This window comes from Streptomyces sp. NBC_00057 (assembly GCF_045041165.1).
Lineage (GTDB): Bacteria > Actinomycetota > Actinomycetes > Streptomycetales > Streptomycetaceae > Streptomyces.
The window spans coordinates 1,571,606-1,588,833 of sequence record NZ_CP108256.1; the positions used below are offsets into that span (position 1 = coordinate 1,571,606).

Annotated in this window: 11 protein-coding genes; 8 read left to right on the forward strand and 3 right to left on the reverse strand. The window is 71.2% G+C overall.

The window, feature by feature from the left end; translation table 11 throughout:
* The 8 genes from OG953_RS07460 (at position 1) to OG953_RS07495 (ending at position 12,964) form a co-directional block, all read left to right on the forward strand.
* The gene (locus OG953_RS07460) at positions 1 to 1,626 is read left to right on the forward strand and encodes a TIGR02677 family protein (RefSeq protein ID WP_405683147.1); all 1,626 of its coding nucleotides are present in this window, start codon (positions 1 to 3) and stop codon (positions 1,624 to 1,626) included.
* Positions 1,623 to 2,849, forward strand: a complete 1,227-nt coding sequence (locus OG953_RS07465; protein WP_405683148.1) for a TIGR02678 family protein — start codon at positions 1,623 to 1,625, stop codon at positions 2,847 to 2,849. Before OG953_RS07460 ends, OG953_RS07465 begins: the two co-directional genes overlap by 4 nt.
* Positions 2,846 to 7,285, forward strand: coding sequence for a TIGR02680 family protein (locus OG953_RS07470; RefSeq protein ID WP_405683149.1), 4,440 nt, complete (start codon positions 2,846 to 2,848; stop codon positions 7,283 to 7,285). The genes OG953_RS07465 and OG953_RS07470 overlap by 4 nt, the downstream gene beginning before the upstream one ends.
* Positions 7,276 to 8,646, forward strand: a complete 1,371-nt coding sequence (locus OG953_RS07475) for a TIGR02679 family protein (RefSeq protein WP_405683150.1) — start codon at positions 7,276 to 7,278, stop codon at positions 8,644 to 8,646. The genes OG953_RS07470 and OG953_RS07475 overlap by 10 nt, the downstream gene beginning before the upstream one ends.
* 156 nt (positions 8,647 to 8,802) lie before the next feature.
* Positions 8,803 to 9,531 carry a response regulator transcription factor gene (locus tag OG953_RS07480; protein ID WP_405683151.1) on the forward strand — a complete coding sequence of 243 codons (729 nt, stop codon included), beginning with the start codon at positions 8,803 to 8,805 and terminating at the stop codon, positions 9,529 to 9,531.
* A complete protein-coding gene (locus tag OG953_RS07485) occupies positions 9,509 to 11,602 on the forward strand; it encodes a sensor histidine kinase (RefSeq protein WP_405683152.1) in 2,094 nt (697 codons plus the stop codon). The genes OG953_RS07480 and OG953_RS07485 overlap by 23 nt, the downstream gene beginning before the upstream one ends.
* A gap of 123 nt (positions 11,603 to 11,725) precedes the next feature.
* A complete protein-coding gene (locus OG953_RS07490) occupies positions 11,726 to 12,154 on the forward strand; it encodes a hypothetical protein (RefSeq protein WP_405683153.1) in 429 nt (142 codons plus the stop codon).
* A 153-nt stretch (positions 12,155 to 12,307) separates the two neighbouring features.
* Complete coding sequence (locus tag OG953_RS07495) at positions 12,308 to 12,964, forward strand: class F sortase (RefSeq protein ID WP_405683154.1); 657 nt, start codon at positions 12,308 to 12,310, stop codon at positions 12,962 to 12,964.
* Here the strand turns inward: OG953_RS07495 and OG953_RS07500 are convergent.
* From OG953_RS07500 to OG953_RS07510, 3 genes are read right to left on the reverse strand one after another with little or no spacing between them, the layout of a single operon-like run.
* On the reverse strand, positions 12,939 to 15,203 hold the full coding sequence (locus OG953_RS07500; protein ID WP_405683155.1) for an MMPL family transporter: 2,265 nt from the start codon (positions 15,201 to 15,203) through the stop codon (positions 12,939 to 12,941). The genes OG953_RS07495 and OG953_RS07500 overlap by 26 nt on opposite strands.
* 60 nt (positions 15,204 to 15,263) lie before the next feature.
* Positions 15,264 to 15,908, reverse strand: coding sequence for a response regulator (locus OG953_RS07505; protein WP_405683156.1), 645 nt, complete (start codon positions 15,906 to 15,908; stop codon positions 15,264 to 15,266).
* On the reverse strand, positions 15,872 to 17,161 hold the full coding sequence (locus OG953_RS07510) for a sensor histidine kinase (RefSeq protein WP_405683157.1): 1,290 nt from the start codon (positions 17,159 to 17,161) through the stop codon (positions 15,872 to 15,874). Before OG953_RS07510 ends, OG953_RS07505 begins: the two co-directional genes overlap by 37 nt.
* Between the last annotated feature and the right edge of the window lie 67 nt (positions 17,162 to 17,228).

Here is a 17,228-nt window from a genome sequence, read left to right on the forward strand (position 1 = left end):
ATGACAGCGACACCACCGGCCCCCGATCAGAGCGGCACTCCCCCGGGTCCCAGCCGTTACAGCGCCTTCGCTCACCTCACCGCCCCGAACTCGGCTCTCTACCGGCAGGTGATGGCGGCATTCCTCGCCGCGAAGGAGCGGTTTGCGGTGCATCTGCGTCCCGAAGACGTGTACGCCGCTCTGCCGTCCGAGCATCGGCCGCCGGAGAGCGAGACCGTGGTGAAGGCCCTGGACAAGCTGGTGGAATGGGGAAATCTGCGGGCCGATCCGGACACCGCGCGGGTGACCGCTGTCGAGGACTTCTACCGCAAGCGGTTCATCTACCAGCTCACCGCGTCCGGCGAGGCGGCCGAGACGGCGCTCGCCGCCTACGACGAATCGCTGGGACGGCCCGGGGCTCTGCAGGCGGTCGCCCTGCGTGACATCATCACGCAGCTGCGCGCCCTGCTCGTCCTCGCAGCGGACGACGCGCCGGACCCGGCCAAGACACATCTCGCACTGTTCACGTTGACCAGCCGTTTCGCGGCACTCGCGGACAACGCGCGGGCGTTCATGGGCTCCCTGCAGCGCACCATCGACCTGCACGACGTCGAAGTCGAGACGTTCCTCGCGTACAAGGACCAGTTGATCCAGTATCTGGAACGCTTCATCCAGGACCTGATCACGCTCGGCGCACGCATCGCCCGGCTCGTCCTGGAGTTGGAGCACCGGGTCGAACCGCTGCTGCGGCTGGCCGCCGCCCGAGAGGCCGCCGATGCTTCGCCCGGAGAAACGGAACAGGCCGAAGCCCGGGCGTTCGGGCAGTGGGAGAGCCGCTGGTCCGGACTCGCCTCCTGGTTCCTGTCCCGGGACGGCCGCGAGTCGCAGGCCCGGCTGCTGCGCGGCCGGGCACTCGGCGCGATTCCGCAGCTGCTGGCCGTGGTCCGCTCGCTGACCGAACGCCGGGCCGGGCGCTCGGACCGGTCCGCGGACTTCCGGACTCTGGCCCGCTGGTTCGCCGAAGCGCCCGACGACGAGACACGGCACCGGTTGTGGCGTGTGGCCTTCGGCCTCTATCCCGCCCGTCATCTCAGCATCGACGCGGATTCCCTCGCCTCGCGCCAGGCATCCCCGACTCCGGCCTCGACCCCCTGGGCCGAGGCGGAGCCGCTGCGGATCAGTCCGCAGCTTCGGCGCAGCGGCAGTTACGAGAGGCGTGGAAAGGCACGCAAGGTCGAGGACAGGACCGAGGCCCGGGAGTTGCTCGCCGCGCTGGCGAGGAAACAGACCCAGGAGACCGAAACGGCCCGTGCGCTGCTCGCCACCGGAGGTGAAACCCGTCTGTCACGACTCGGTACGCTGGACCCGCTCTCCTTCCGGTTGTTCCTCCAGCTGCTGGGCGATGCTCTTGCCTCGTGGCGGCCGGGCATGACAACGACTGCGGTGACCAGCAACGACGGCTCCATGGAGATCCGGCTCACCGCCCTGGGTGACGGCCGGACGGCCCGTATCGAGACTCCGGACGGGGTCTTCACCGGGCCCGACCACGGCGTCGAGATCACCGATCTGACCATGCCGGTGTCCCGACGGCCGGCGGCCGGCCCGCCGGTAACGGCGGCGGCCACGACACCCCGGGAGGCAGGATGACCACCCCTCTCGCCGAGGTGCTGGAGGGACAGCGTGCCGCCGAGGTGAGGCGGGCGGCGCGCGCCCTCCTGAAGGAGCCGCTGCTGCGGGCCGCCGGTCCGAGTGCCGATGCGTTCCGGCTCGTCCGACAGCACGCCTCCGAACTGCGGGAATGGTTCGACCGCAACACCGGCTGGCGCCTTCAGGTGGATGCGGAGACCGCCCGGCTGTACCGGACACCGGGCACCCTCGACGACGCCTCTCATCCGGCGCGCGAGGCGAGCCGCGCCGCAGTGCCGTTCACCCGCCGCCGCTATGTGCTTCTGTGCCTGGCGCTTGCCTGTCTGGAACGCGGCGAGAATCAGATCGCGCTGGGCCGTCTCGCCGAGCAGGTGGTCCTGGATGCCGCCGATCCGCAACTCGTCGCGGCCGGTGTCGCCTTCACCCTTGAGCGGCGCGACGAGCGTCTGGACCTTGCGGCAGTGGTACGGCTGCTGCTCCGGTACGGCGTGCTGCGCCGGGTGGCCGGTGAGGAGGACGCCTATGTGAGCGGGTCCGGCGATGTTCTCTATGACGTGGAGCGCCGGGTACTGGCCGGAATGCTGGCCACCCGTGTGGGGCCGTCGCTCGTGGCCGCCGAGAGTGCCGACGAGCGGCTGGCCGAGCTCACCGCCGAAACGGCACTGGACAGCGACGACCTGCGTTTCCGCGCTTTGCGGCGCTCGCTGACCCGTCGGCTGCTGGACGATCCGGTGCTCTACTACGACGAGCTCACGGACACCGAACTGGCCTATCTCACCCGGCAACGCGGCTTTCTGACGGCCCGTATCACGGAAATCACCGGGCTGGTGGCGGAGGTGCGGGCCGAAGGGATCGCCATGGTCGATCCGTACGACGACCTCGCCGACCTCCGGATGCCCGAGCAGGGCACCCGTGGTCACATCACGCTGCTGCTCACCGAGCGTCTGGCAGCCGTCGCGGGCCCGGTGTCACTCGTCGAGCTCCAGCAGTGGATACGTGAACTTGCCGCGGTGCATGGCGGGTTCTGGTCCAAGGCGGCCCGGGAACCTGGATCCGAACCGGAGTTGGTGGAACAGGCCGTGGAGCGGCTGACCGCCCTGGGGCTCGTGTCCCGTACGGCCGACGGCGTCGCACCGCGCCCGGCACTCGCCCGCTATGCCGTGGGCGAGGCCGTCGTTCTCGACCCCGGTGTGTCCACGACCCGAAAGGCGCCGAAGCGTTGAGCATCCTCCCGGACGACCCCGCGACCGCCCCTCTCGTTCCCGCCCAGCAGGCGGCGGGAAGAGGCGTCCCGACGACGGCCGGAACCGCCCTTCCCGCTCCTGCGCGCAGCCGGTGGCAGCCGCTGCGGATCGGGCTCGTCGATCTCTTCTACTACGACCGCGAGGAGTTCTGGTTCCGTGACGGCCGGCTGCTGTTGCGGGGCAACAACGGAACCGGCAAGTCCAAGGTGCTCGCCCTCACCCTTCCGTTCCTGCTCGACGGCGACCTGTCGGCACGAAGGGTGGAACCGGATGCCGATCCGAGTAAGCGGATGGAGTGGAATCTGCTGCTGGGCGGGGAACATCCGCACCCGGAACGGCTCGGCTACACCTGGGTGGAGTTCGGCCGGCTGGACGAGCGGGGCCAGGCTCATTTCCGTACGCTCATGTGCGGGCTGAAGGCCGTGTCCGGACGCGGTATCGCCCGTCACTGGTTCGCTGTCACCGACCAGCGGATCGGCCCGGAGCTGAGCCTGCTGGACGCAACGGGAACGGCCCTGTCACGGGACCGGCTGGCCGACGCCGTCGCCGGGCGCGGCACGGTGTACGACCAGGCCGGGACGTACCGCAGGGCGGTGGACGAAGCGCTGTTCGGCCTGGGCGAGCAGCGGTACGCGGCATTGGTGGACCTGCTCGTCCAGCTGCGTCAGCCACAGTTGTCGAAGCGTCCCAACGAAGCGGCCCTCTCGCGCGCTCTGACGGAGGCCCTGCCTCCGATGGACCAGGCGGTGATCGCCGATGTGGCCGAGGCTTTCCGTTCGTTGGACGAGGAGAAGGAGGAGCTCCGCGCGGCGAGCGAGGCGGAACGCGCGGCCGCGGCCTTCCTGGAGCACTACCGGCGGTACGCGCGGATCGCCTCGCGGCGTCGTGCGCGTCTGCCGCGTACCGAGCACGCCCGGTACGAGCGGCTGCAGCGTGACCTTTCCGCGGCGCAGGCCGAGCGGGGCAAGGCGCTGGAGGAGCGGGCGTCGGCACAGGAGCGCGGTGCGGCGCTGGAGGAGGCCGAGGCCCGGCTGAAGGCCCAGGACGCCGCACTGCGGGCGGGGCCGGAGATGCGTAGTGCGCGCGAGCTGGAACAGGCCGGGAGGGAGGCCCTGCGGACCGGCGACGACCACGACCGCGCCGCGGCGGACCGCGACCTCGCCGTGGCCGCGCACCGGCGGGCTGTGCTCCGGGTCGGCACGGCGCAGAACCGGTTGAGCGCCGCGGACGGACGGCTCGTGTCGGCGCGGCTGCGGGGCCGCCGGGCGGCGCAGACAGCGCGGATCGATCCGGAGCTGCATACCCGGGACGTTCCGGAGCCCGAGCTGCGGCGCTCGGTCGAGGAGGCGTTGGCGCGCCGGCAGCGCACGGTGGATCTGGTGGCGGGCCTGACCGGCCGGGCCGAGCGGGCAGCCGCCGCCCGGCTGGATGCGGCGCGGCGCCTGGACGATGCGGAGGGCGAGGTGGGGCAGGCCGGGGAACTGGCGGCTCAGACGGCCGAAGCGGTGACCGCCGCCGGCGAGGCTCTGCTGGCCCAGGTGCGTGAACACGTGCGCGAATGCCGTCAGTTGCGGTTTCCCGACCCGGTGGGCCTGCTGGACCGGTTGCAGGACTGGCTGTCGCACCTGAACGGGCCGAGCCCGGCACAGGTGGATGCGGCGGACGCCCATCGTGCCGCGTCGGCCGCTCTCGCGGATCTGTCCGCCCGGCTGGTGCAGCAGCAGTCGGCGCTGGCGGAACGCCGGGACGCGGTACAGCGGGAGTTGGCGGCGCTGGAGGCCGGAGGCGGGCGCGGACCGCAGGTCCCGTACACGAGAACGCCGGGGGTCCGGGAGCGGGCCACCGGTGCACCGCTGTGGCGTCTCGTGGACTTCCACGATCATGTACCGCAGGGGGAACGCGCCTTGCTGGAGGCGGCGTTGGAGGCCTCGGGGCTGCTGGATGCCTGGGTGTGCCCGGACGGAAGTGCCGTGTCGGCACTGACCGGTCCGGCAGCGGGGAACCACGACGTCCTGGTCGCTCCGGGGGCGCCGGTGGCCGGCACATCGCTGGCGCAGGCGCTGCGGCCGGCCGTGGATCACGAGGACGAGCGCGCACGGGCCGTGGGCGAGGAGACGGTGGGCCGGCTGCTGGTCTCCGTCGGACTGGGCGCGGAGCGGCCGCTCGGGTACGACGGCGGTACGTGGGTGGCCGTGGACGGCCGCTTCCGGGTGGGCTCGCTGACCGGCAGCTGGTCGAAGGAGGCCGCGGAGTACGTCGGTGAGGGCGCCCGGGAAGCGGCGAGGCGGGTCAGGCTGTCCGCGCTCAGGGACGAACTGACCTCGGTCGAAAGGGAGTCGGCGGCACTCGCCGAGGACCGGTCGACTGTTGCGGCGCAGCGAGGGCTGCTCGACGAGGAGCTCGCCGCGCTCCCCGACGACGGCGGGCTCAGGCAGGCACACGCGCGTGCCGTCGCGGCCCGCGAGACCGCCCGTCGGGCCGTCCTGAGGCGTGACGAACGGTCGGCGGATCTGGCGCATGCGGCCGACAGCGACCGTGCGGCCGTCCGTGAACTTGTGGAGACCGCTGCGGATGTCGGTCTCTCCCCGCAGGCGACCGAGCAGCCGACGCCGGCTACGGCCGGAACCACGGCGGACGGGCCGCCGATGTCCGTGGATCCCGCGTTCGCTCCGGCGGCGATGCGCCGCACGCTGGCCTCCGTACGGGACGGTCTGGCCGATCACCGGCTGGCCCTCGCCGAGGTCTGGCCGGCGCTCCGCGAGCGGACCGAGGCCGGGCAGGCCCTTGCGGAGGAGCAGTCGGATGCCGAGGAGACGCAGGCCCGGGTCACGGAACTGACGGAACGTACGGAAGCCGCATCCCACGCGGCAGCCGCGGCCGACGAACATCACCGCACTCTACGCTCCACCGTGGGAGCGGCGGTGGCCGAGCTGGAACAGCGTCTCGCCGACACCGCCGGGGAGCTCGGCCGCTGTGTCCGCCAGCAGAAGGAGTCCGCCGCGGCCCGCGCCGCGGCGGACCGGCGTGCCAGCCACGCCGAGGGACGCATCGAACAGCTGGAGTCCGATCTCGACACCGCTTCCGCCGCACGGACGGATGCGGTGGAAGCGCTGCGCCGGTTCGCTTCCACGGGACTGATCGGGGTGGCCGTCCCCGAGCTCGTGCTACCGCCGCTGAACGACGGCGCGTGGGCGGTCACTCCGGCCGTCGCGCTCGCCCGTGGCATCGAGGCGGAGTTGTCGGCGGCGGACGATTCGGACGGATCCTGGGAGCGTGTGCAGCGTCGTCTGAGTGAGGAGCTCAAGTCCCTGCAGGACGCACTGTCCCGGCACGGCCATACCGCGTCGGCCCGGATGGTGGAGGACGGGATGGTCGTCGACATCGTCTACCAGGGGCGCGAGCGGGCCGTACCCGAGCTGGCGGAGGCACTCGCCACCGAGGTCGGCGAGTTGCAGCGCATCCTGTCCGCTCATGAGCGGGAGATCCTGGAGACCCATCTGCTCACGGAGGTCGCGGGCACCCTCCAGGAGCTGATCGGCGCGGCCGAGCGTCAGGTGCGGGCGATGAACGCGGAACTGGAGGAGCGGCCCACCTCCACGGGCATGAAGCTGCGCCTGGTGTGGCGGTCGTCCCGCAAGGCGCCGACGGGACTGGCCCGCGCACGCGAGGAGCTGCGGCAGTCCGCCGACGCCTGGTCACCGGAGGATCGCGCGGCGGTCGGCGAGTTCCTGCAGTCGCAGATCACTCTGCGGCAGTCGGCCGACGTATCGGGCAGCCGACTGGAGCAGCTGACCGCGGCGCTGGACTACCGGGCCTGGCACGAGTTCGGGATCGAACGCCATCAGCACGGCCGCTGGGTGTCGGCCACCGGCCCCGCTTCGGGTGGCGAGCGGGTGCTCGCGGTGTCGGTACCGCTGTTCGCCGCGGCCTCCTCCCACTACGCGACGGCCGCCAGTCCGCACGCACCCCGGCTCGTCACCCTGGACGAGGCGTTCGCGGGCGTCGACGACGACTCGCGCGCCAAGTGCCTCGGGCTGCTGCACGCTTTCGACCTGGACGTCGTCATGACGAGCGAACGGGAGTGGGCGTGCTATCCCCAGGTTCCGGGGGTGGCGATCGCTCAGCTGTCCCGTATCGACGAGGTGGCGGCTGTACTGGTGACCCGCTGGGAATGGGACGGGACGGAGCGCGCCCGGGGGTTCGAGCCGGACCGCGGACCGGTCGGTACCCGGGCCGAACCGGACACGGCGGCACCGGGGCCCGCGGGCGCGGAAGGAGTGGGCGTCGGAGCCGAGCCGGTGTCGGCGGCTCCGGGGCCGCCGGACTCTCCGGCCCGTACGGCGGTCGCGGGCCCGGCCGTCGACGCCGCCTCCGGTGCGCAGAACGCGACTCTCCAGGATTGCGCGTGGCAGTGACTCCTCCGCCCGGCGAGGCGGCGTCACCGGACCCGGGCTGGGCAACACACGCAGGGGACCGGCCCCGGGACGACGGGCGTACGCATCCCGGTCCGGCGCCGATCGACCTCGTGCGCCTGCGCCGCCTGCTCGGCGCACCGGAGCTGGCGTGGCTCGTCGAGCGGATCCGGCGACGGCTCGAACGCGAGGAACCCCTCACCGGCTCGGTGTCCCTCGCCGATCCCGACGCCGCAGGGCGTGGTGCGGTCGAGCGGCTGCTGGGCAGGGCGCCTCGTCGCGGTCGGTCCCTCTCCGTACGGCTGGAGGCGGTGGACCACGTCCTGCGCCGTTCCGGCATCAGCCCCGACGGTCTCGCGGCGGCCATACGCGCGCTGACCGGCCCCGTAGTGCCGGTGCGGGCCGAGCGGGACGAGAAGGCGCGGGCCTGGGCCGAGGCGTATGCCCCGCTCGACGCTCTGGTGACGCGCCGCCCCGAGCTGGCGGAGTGGGCTGACCGGATGCGGGGCGAGGGGCTCGTACGACGCCTGGCTCCTGAGCCACGACTGGCCGCGGCCCTGCTCGCCGACACGGCGTCCGCCCTGGACGGCCTGCCCGTCGAACCGGCCATGTCCCTCCCGGCTTTCGCGGCGCGTGCACTGGGCAACGCACACGCCCTGGACGACGGCACCGCCCTCGCCACGCTCGTACTGTCCGCCCTGCGACGGCTCAGCGGCCGGCCACCGGGCAGCGGTGCGCAGTGGCGACGGGAGACCTGGGCCTCGGCGGGGCTGGTCAGAGACGAGTTGTCGTCGACGGTCCTCGCCCTGAACGTGCGCGGCACACCGGCTCTCGACCTGCACGCCGACGCGGGTGAACCCGTCGTGCTGACGCTGCGCCAGCTCACTCGTCACCCCTCATCGCCGCGCACGCGGCCGACCACCGTAAGGATCTGCGAAAACCCGGCGGTCGTGGCCGCTGCGGCCGACGCCCACGGCACGGGCTGCGCCCCACTGATCTGTCTGCAGGGCCAGCCGTCAGCCGCCGCGCTCGCCCTGCTGGGCACGCTCCACGCACAGGGCTCGACGCTGCTCTACCACGGCGACTTCGACTGGGGTGGACTGCGGATCGCGTCGACGCTGCTGCGGCATGTGGCCTGGCTGCCATGGCGGTACACGGCCACCGAATACCGTACGGCCGTGGGCCGCACCACGCCGCTCGCCCCGCTCACCGGCCGGCCTGTCGACTCCCCGTGGGACCCCGGACTGCGCCCTGCGCTCGTCGAACTGGGGGTACGTGTCGAGGAGGAGTCCGTCCTCGACGATCTCCTCACCGACCTCCTCGACGATCCGTCCACGAGGAACGGCAGGGCGGGCGCTCAGTAGTTCACCCCGACGTGGGCCGTCGATGGAGACAGCGGGAACTGTGCGTGACTCCGGAACTGCCGGACGACCCCGGTGATCCGCTCCGTGGCGGAACACGGTGTCCGGCGCCGTCCGGTGCCACGAGGGGTCTGCGTCACCTCATCTACGATCAACCACGTGTGCGCAAACGTCATAGTCGCCGAAGACGACGAGAAGCAGGCCGAACTCGTACGCCGCTATCTGGAACACGAGGGCCACGCGGTCACGGTCGTCGGGGACGGCCTGGCGGCCCTCGCCGAGGTCCGGCACCGGGAGCCCGATCTGTTGGTGCTCGATGTGATGATGCCGCGGGCCGACGGTCTGGACGTGGTACGTGTGCTGCGCGCCGAGCACCGGGAGCTGCCGGTGCTGATGCTGACGGCCCGCAGCACAGAGGACGATCTGTTGCTGGGTCTGGATCTCGGTGCGGACGACTATGTGACGAAGCCGTACAGCCCGCGTGAGTTGATGGCGCGCGTACGGACGCTGCTTCGTCGCACCCGGCGGGTTGCGGCAGGTATCGATCCCGCCGCGGATGAGGTACTGACGGTGGGTGCGCTCGTGGTCGATTCGGTCCGGCACGAGGTGTCGGTCGAGGGCCGGTTCGTGGAGTGCACGCCCGGTGAGTTCCGGATTCTCGCCGCCATGGCGGCCGAGCCCGAGCGGGTCTTCACCCGGCAGCGGCTCCTGGAGGAGCTGCACGGCTTCGACCGGTACATCAGCTTTCGCACCGTTGACGTGCACATCATGAACCTGCGTAAGAAGATCGAGCCCGCACCGCGTCGGCCGGCCCGGCTGCTCACCGTCTTCGGTGTCGGCTACAAGCTGACGGACCCGGCGAGGAATGCTTCGCGTGCGTCGTCGTAGCCGGGTGCGTGGTGTGCCCCTTCGACGTGAGCAGCGGGCGCGGCTGCCGCTCCGCAAGAGTCTGTTCGGCCGTCTGCTGGCGGTATCGGCGCTGGTGGCGGCGTGTTCGGTGGCCGCCACGGCCTGGCTTGCCGTACAGACCACCTCCGGCGCCATCAAGCAGGAACAGGGTCAGAATCTCACCGCGGATGCCCGGATCTACAACACCCTGCTCGGATACGCGGCGACCCACCCGACCTGGGACGGCGTCGACAGCACCGTGCGCGACCTGGCGCGGCAGTCCGGTCGGCGGATCGCCCTCACCACCGAGCAGCGCCGGCCACTCGCCGATTCCGCCACCCGGCCATCCCCGCCCGCGCTGCCGCCCGAGGCATCGGCGATCGTGGATCCGCTGTCCGTGGACACGGCGCTGTCCCAGACGGTGGGCCGGGCCGGCGTCACGGCCGACCGTGTCGACCCGCGCGCAGTCGGTCCGTTCCGGCTGCCCGCGGTCGAGCGTACGGCGTTGCAGCGTGCCGCCGACCGGAGTGTGGCGTGCCTGAATAGGTCCGGGGTCGCGGCGGATGTGGTCCGGGGCCCGAGTGGGCGCCCGCGCATCGAGGTCGTGGGCAACGATCCCGACCGGATGCAGGGCACCAGGTGCGCATCCGACACATTGGACGAACCGACAGCGACCGAGCGAAAGGCGCTGGGCGCGCTCAATCGGCTCGCCGATGCCTGCCTGAAACGTCAGGGCCGCACGGGTGTACAGCTCAATCTGGACCTGTCCTGGGGCGGCGGTCCCGAGCCGATGCCCAGCGCCGGTGTCTTCACCCCGTCGCCCGCTCCCGCGCCGAGCGTCCGCACCGGCGACGACGACCGGGCCACCGCATCCTGCGTGGGCACGGCCCGCCGTGAGCAGCTCAGTTCCTATGTCGCCTCGCCCGCACTGCTGTTCATCGGCGACGAGGGCGGCACGACCGTGCCCGGCTTCGACCTCTCCCCGGCGAACACCGCGAAGATCGCGGGTGCCGCGGCGCTCGTCCTGGCGCTCACCGTCGGAGCCACCATGCTGGCCGGGGCCCGGCTCGTACGGCCGCTGCACGCCCTCACCGGTGCGGCACAACGGATGCGGGACGGGGAGAACTCCGCGCCGGTGCTGGTCACCGACGACAACGAGATCGGGCGGCTCGCCGCGGCCTTCAACGACATGTCGGCCCACCGCGCCCGCCTCGAAGGACAGCGCAAGGACATGGTCAGCGACGTCGCCCATGAACTGCGCACCCCGCTGAGCAATATCCGCGGCTGGCTGGAGGCTGCGCAGGACGGTCTGGCGGAGCCCGACCCGGCGTTCATCTCCTCGCTCCACACGGAGGCCGTTCAGCTGCAGCACATCATCGACGATCTCCAGGATCTGGCCGCGGCCGACGCGGGTGCGCTGCGGTTGCACCCCGAGCCGGTACGCATCGAGGACGTTCTGAGCCAGGTCGCCGCGGCCCACCAAGCAGGAGCGGAGACGGCTGGAGTCACGTTGGCCGTCCTCACGGCGACGGCCGGCGCTGCCGGTCCCGAGCTGATGGCCGATCCGGTCCGGCTGCGTCAGGCCATCGGCAACCTGGTCTCCAACGCGGTGCGTCACACCCCGGCGGGTGGGAATGTCACCTTGCATGCGTACGCGTCCGAGTGCGCGGACCAGGTCGTGGTGGACGTCACCGATACGGGCAGCGGCATCTCGGCCGAGGATCTGCCCCATGTCTTCGATCGCTTCTGGCGCGCGGAGAAGTCCCGCAGCCGCCGCACCGGCGGCAGCGGGCTGGGCCTGGCGATCGTACGGAAACTCGTCGAGGCGCACGGCGGCTCGGTGAGTGCGGTGAGCGTCGACGGCCAGGGTTCGGTGTTCACGCTCCGGCTGCCGGCGGATCCTGCGCAGACGGGGTCGGATGAATGGGGAGAGGCTGGTGGGCCGGGCGAGTCCCCAGGAGCCTCGACGGGCGTGTCGGGGAGCGCGGCAGGCGGCTGCGAGCGCGGGAGCGGCGCGGGCGGACCCGAACGTGCCGTGGGCGGCCGTGGAAGCGGTGCGGGCCAGGCCTGATGCGATGACCACAGCGATCTGACAGTTTCTTCATAACTTCACGCCAGCCTGTCGGCATGCCTTGCGCCCGGTGCTAACCGGCTTCCGGGCACACCGAGGCCGACCTGGAATGGAGCCATGCCCATGCCCCACCGTCTGTCCCTGCGTACCGCCGTCCTTGCCGCTGTCGCGGCCGGCGCGGTACTCGTCCCGTCGACCGCGGCCTTCGCCGACAGCACGCCCGCACCGAAGCCGTCCGTCGAGCGGTCCGCCGCAGCCGCCCCGGCCGGTGTCACCGGCGCGCCCCCGCGGGGCTCGGAGCCGTCGGTTGCGCCCCGTGGCGGTGTCGCCGCAGGCGACAGTCCCGCCCCGGCCGTGGTCGAGCCTTCGGCCGCGGGCGAGCGTCCCGCTGCCGCCGCTCCGCGCGGTGGCGTCGCCGCGGGCGAGCGACCGGCCGGGACCTCGAGCAGCAGCACCACCGCCCTTGCCGGGTCGGCCGCAGCCGCCCTTCTGGTCGCGGGAGCGGGAACGCTCGTGCTGCGCCGCCGCACCGCCGCACAGCAGGGCCGCTGAACTGCCGGCACGTCAGTCCCTTCACGGCCACTGACATGCAAGGCAACTGACCGCGCTCGAAAACCGACCGCGCTCAGCAGTTGACCTCCCCTCGTGGCGCCGCCCCGTCCCGGGCGGCGCCACTGCCCATCTCCGTCCCGTTCTGGAGCCCCCATGTCCCGTACGCCCATGCCGCTTTGGCATGTCACACTTCCGGTGCTCGCCTGCCTCGCCCTCACCGGCTGCTCCTCCGGCGCCGTGGATGGCTCGTCCGCCGCATCACACGCCGGCGGCAATTCATCCAGCGCCTCGGGCTCTCTCAACTCTCCGAAGGACACGGGGCCCGGGGGGACGCAGAAGCCCGAGAAGTCGGGGAAGCCGAGGTCCGCGGCGAGCCCCACCCATGTCAGCATCCCTTCGATCGGGGTGGACAGCTCGCTGATGCGGCTCGGTCTGAACGAGGACGGCACCGTCCAGGTCCCGCCCGCCGAGAAGGGCATGACGGTCGGCTGGTACACCGGTGGCGCCGTCCCCGGCGAACGTGGCGCCGCGGTACTCATCGGGCACAACAACACCGGCTTCGGGAAGGCCGTCTTCCACGATCTGAAGAAGATCGGCAAGGGTGCGGACATCGCGATCCGCAACGACCGGGGAGCGGAGCTCCACTTCAGGGTCACCGGCACGGAGACCGTCAGCAAGAATGCCTTCCCGACCAAGAGGGTCTACGGGGCCACCGACGAGCGCGTCCTGCGTCTCATCACCTGTGACGGCGCCTTCGACGCGCAGGGCCATCCCGTGGACAACCTCATCGTGTATGCCGCCCGGAGCTGACGGCGACCGCGACCGCCTCCCTGGGCGCGTCGTCGACGGTCTGCGCTGCTGTGTCCCGGCCCACCGGGCGGCCCGGCCACCAGAAGGCGGGGCCGACGTCGAGGGCGAGCGCCGGAACGAGGACGGAGCGGACCAGGAAGGTGTCGATCAGTACGCCGGTCGCCACCACGATGCCGATCTCGATGAACGCCACCTGTGGAGCGCTGGTGAGGGCGGCGAACGTCGCCGCGAGGACCGCGCCCGCGCCGGTGATGACCCCGCCGGTGGAGGTGAGGCCGGACAGGACCCCGCTCCGGTGGCCGTGATGCCCGACGTCCTCACGGATGCGGTGGATGAGGAAGATGTTGTAGTCGACGCCGAGGGCGACCAGGAACAGGAAGCCGATCAGCATGACCTGGGTGTCGACGGCGGGGAAGCCGAGGACGTGCTGGAACAGCTGCCAACTGATGCCGAGTGCGGCGAAGCAGGAGAGCACCACGGTCGCCATCAGCAGTAGCGGCGCGACCACGGCCCTGAGCAGTGCGATCAGGATGACGAAGACCACGACGAGCACCAGTGGGATGACCACCCTGCGGTCGTGTGCCTGCGCCTCGGCCTTCTCCTGGGCCATGGCGGTGGGACCGCCGACCCGTGCGTCGGCTTCTGGGATGTCATGGACGGCGGTGCGGATCCGGTCCACGGTGCGGGCGGCGGCCGAGCTGTCCGCGTCCGCCTTCAACACGGCCTTGGTGTAGGCGAGTTCACCGTCGGTTGAGATGGTGGCGGGCACGACCTCAAAGACCCCGTCGATGTGCTTCAGTGCCTCGGCGACCGCCGGTGCGGCCGCGGCCCTGCTCATCACCTCGGCGGGCCGGCTCTGCCCGGCCGGGTAATGGGCGGCGAGGAGTTCCTGGCCGGCGATCGAGCCGGGCCTGCCGATGACGAGGTGCTCGTCGTCCAGCCCGGTCCTCAGGCCCAGGGAGCCGAGTGCCAGCACGGTGAGGACGAGGGCGGAGCCCATCCACACCAGACGCGGGCGCCGGGATATCCGGCCGCCGATCCGGTCCCACAGAAGGTGGTTGGCGTTCTTCGCGGTGGCCCCGGCGCGCGGCACGCGGGGCCAGAACACCCATCGGCCGAGCAGGACGAGCACGGCCGGGAACAGCGTGGTCATCGCGGCAAGTCCGCAGGCGATCGCAACGGCACCGCCCGGGCCGAGCGTGTGGTTGAACCCGACGTCGGCCCGGGTGAGGCAGAGCAGCCCGATGCATACGGTCGCGGCCGAGGCGGCGATGGCCGGTACCGCCCTGCGCAGGGCGGTCCGCATGGCGTGGTGCCGGTCCTCATGGATGCGCAGTTCCTCGCGGTAGCGGGCGAGCAGCAGCATCGCGTAGTCGGTGCCCACGCCGAAGAGCAGTGCGGTGACGACGATCTCGTTCCCGCCGCCGACGGTCAGACCGAACACCTTGGCGAGCAGGGCGGAGACCGCCTGGGTGGTGAGGAAGGAGACGCCCACGACGAGCAGGGGCAGCAGCCACAGGATCGCGCTGCGGTAGGTGATGAGCAGCAGCGCGGCAACCACCACGACAGTGATGAGGGTGAGCGCCCGACCGGTGGACGCACGGGCGTCCGCGGCGTCCAGGGAGTTACCGGCAGGCCCGGTCAGCTCGGCCTTCAGACCGTCGGGCCGGTCGCTGGTGGCGCGGTCGCGTACCTTCTCGGCGTTGTCCGCCAGCACGGTGCTGTCCTGCTTGTCGAGGGGGACCAACGCGGTCAGGGCCTTGCCGTCCTCGGAGAGCCGGGCCGGTTCGACGTTTCCTGCCGCCAGGGTGGCGAACTCCTCGATGTCGGAGGCGACTTTGGCCCGGTCCTGTGCGGTGAGTCCGCTGTCACGGACGTAGACGACGATGCCGAGCGAGATCCTGCCCTCGTCGAAACGGTCGGCGAGCCCGGCCACCTCGGTGGACTCGGCTCCACGTGGCAGTTCGACGGTGAGACCGTCCTTCTCGAGCTCCGAAAGCTGTCCGGCGAGCGGCACCGCAGCCGCCACGACGATCAGCCAGACAACCAGCGTCAGCCACTTGCCTTTTCGTCCGCTCGGCAGTCTCAGGAGCCGGCCGGCCCATTTGCGTGGTGCTGTCATGGGGGAATCCTCGTCCATGAGTGGGAAATGTGCCGTGTGTTCCGGCCCGGTGCGGGCATGACTCATCGGGCGCAGCGAGCCGTTACGGCTGTGCAGCGCCTGTTCGGCGGATGGCATGGCCACAGCATCGCGACGCCGCGACTACCGCGTTTGTTTCGCTGCCGACCTGGCAGGGTGTCAGGAGTTCAGATAGGCGAGTACGGCAAGGACCCGGCGGTTGTCGTCTTCCGACGGCGCCAGATCGAGTTTGGTGAAGACGCTCGACGTGTGTTTGGTGACGACTTTCTCGCTCACGCCGAGCCGGCCGGCGATGGCGGCGTTGGAACGTCCTTCCGCCACGAGTCCCAGCACCTCGTACTCCCGTGGGGTGAGCCGGGTGAGCGGTTCGTCCCGGGCGTTGCCCCTGAGTAGTTTTGCCACCACTTCCGGGTCCATCGCACTGCCACCTGCCGCGACCCGGCGCACGGCGTCGACGAAGCGGCCGCTGTCGAAGACCCGGTCCTTGAGCAGATAGCCGATCCCGCCCGTGCCGTCGGCCAGCAACTCGCGGGCGTAAAGCTGCTCGACGTACTGCGAGAGAACCAGCACCGGGAGTCCGGGGATCCTGCGCCGTGCCTCGATGGCGGCGCGCAGTCCCTCGTCGGTGAAGGTGGGCGGGAGCCGCACATCCACCAGTGCGACATCCGGCCGGTGCTCGACCAGTGCGTCGAGGAGTTCCGGGCCGTTGTCCACTGCGGCGACGATGTCGAAACCGTGGGCCGTCAGAAGCCGGACCAGCCCCTCTCTCAGGAGGAAGAGGTCTTCGGCGAGAACAATGCGCACGGAATCTCCATCGTGGTCATGGTCGGTCCGCCCTGAGGGCTGTTGACGCAAAGCACTCCGTCGAATGCGGCAATTCGGCTCTCGATTCCCCCCAGCCCTGTTCCCGCCGATACCGTCGCCCCACCACATCCGTCATCGCCCACACTGATGCGCAGGGCCTCGCGTTCGTGGCGGACATCGATCCAGACGTGATCGGCCCGGGCGTGCTTCGCCGCGTTGGTGAGCAGTTCACTGACCGCGAAGTAGGCGGCCGACTCCACCGGGGCGTCGAGCCGGCCCGGCAGATCAACGGCGACATCGACCGGCAGCGGGCTGTCCAGCGCCAGGGCACGTACGGCATCGCCGAGTCCCCGGTCGGAGAGAACCGGCGGATGAATTCCCCGTACCAGGTCACGGAGTTCACCGAGCGCCTTGGAGGATGATTCCCTGGTCTCCAGCAGCAGTGCGCGGGCGGCTTCGGGGTTGGTGTCCAGCAGTTGACCGACGGCGTCCAGGTTCATTCCCATCGCGACCAGCCTGGCCTGTGCGCCGTCGTGCAGATCGCGTTCGATCCTGCGGAGTTCGGCGGCTTGACTGTCCACCACTGCCCCTCGGGTGCGGGTCAAGTGACCTACACGTGCGGTGAGTTCGTCATCGATCCGCGGACCGAGCAGCTTGCGGGTGAAGCGGGCGTGGGCGGTGAGCAGCAGGGGTCCCGTCCGGAGTCCGAGCCATATGAATCCGAGACCGAACAAGGGCATCAGCCAGGCGCGTACACCTCGTTCGCCGCTCACATCGATCAGCCCGGCGTAGTGGTCGTGATAGCCGGCGGAGACGAGGGTGTCCCAGAGGAACGGGAGAACCAGCCCCTCGAGTCCGTACACCAGCAGTGCGGCGGGCAGCAGCGCGAGGACGGTGCCGATCACGGGGTCGACGATCGTCCAGAGCGTGTCCCGCACGGTGGCCGGGTCCTGGAGCAGCCGCAGGCAGTGCCCCCAGCGTCCCGCGAGGCCGGGCCCCGGCTCGGGCAGTTCACGGTACGGCTGCGCGATCGTCACCCCGGACCAGTCGCGGGCCAGCCTGCGGGAACGGTTGGCCAGCTTGCGGACGGCCGCCACGACGACGGGGAGAAGCAGGACGCCCACGCCGAGGCCCAGAGAGGCCGACGAGAACACCATGAGTACGAAGAGGGCCGCCTGCGGCACTTTCTGCGCGACCAGCGCGAGCCCGCGCAACGGCGGCTGCCACAGTGCGGGTGATGCGACCCTCTTCATTCCGGCCTCCTCCTGCGGGCTCCCTCGATCCCGTCGCAGATGAGTCTGCTGTGAGGCGGCTTCGGAA

Coding starts and splice junctions, on each gene's coding strand:
- OG953_RS07460 (WP_405683147.1), top strand. CDS start 1: ATGACAGCGACACCACCGGCCCCCGATCAGAGCGGCACTCCCCCGGGT.
- OG953_RS07465 (WP_405683148.1), top strand. CDS start 1,623: ATGACCACCCCTCTCGCCGAGGTGCTGGAGGGACAGCGTGCCGCCGAG.
- OG953_RS07485 (WP_405683152.1), top strand. CDS start 9,509: ATGCTTCGCGTGCGTCGTCGTAGCCGGGTGCGTGGTGTGCCCCTTCGA.
- OG953_RS07490 (WP_405683153.1), top strand. CDS start 11,726: ATGCCCCACCGTCTGTCCCTGCGTACCGCCGTCCTTGCCGCTGTCGCG.
- OG953_RS07495 (WP_405683154.1), top strand. CDS start 12,308: ATGTCCCGTACGCCCATGCCGCTTTGGCATGTCACACTTCCGGTGCTC.
- OG953_RS07500 (WP_405683155.1), bottom strand. CDS start 15,203: ATGCCATCCGCCGAACAGGCGCTGCACAGCCGTAACGGCTCGCTGCGC.
- OG953_RS07510 (WP_405683157.1), bottom strand. CDS start 17,161: ATGAAGAGGGTCGCATCACCCGCACTGTGGCAGCCGCCGTTGCGCGGG.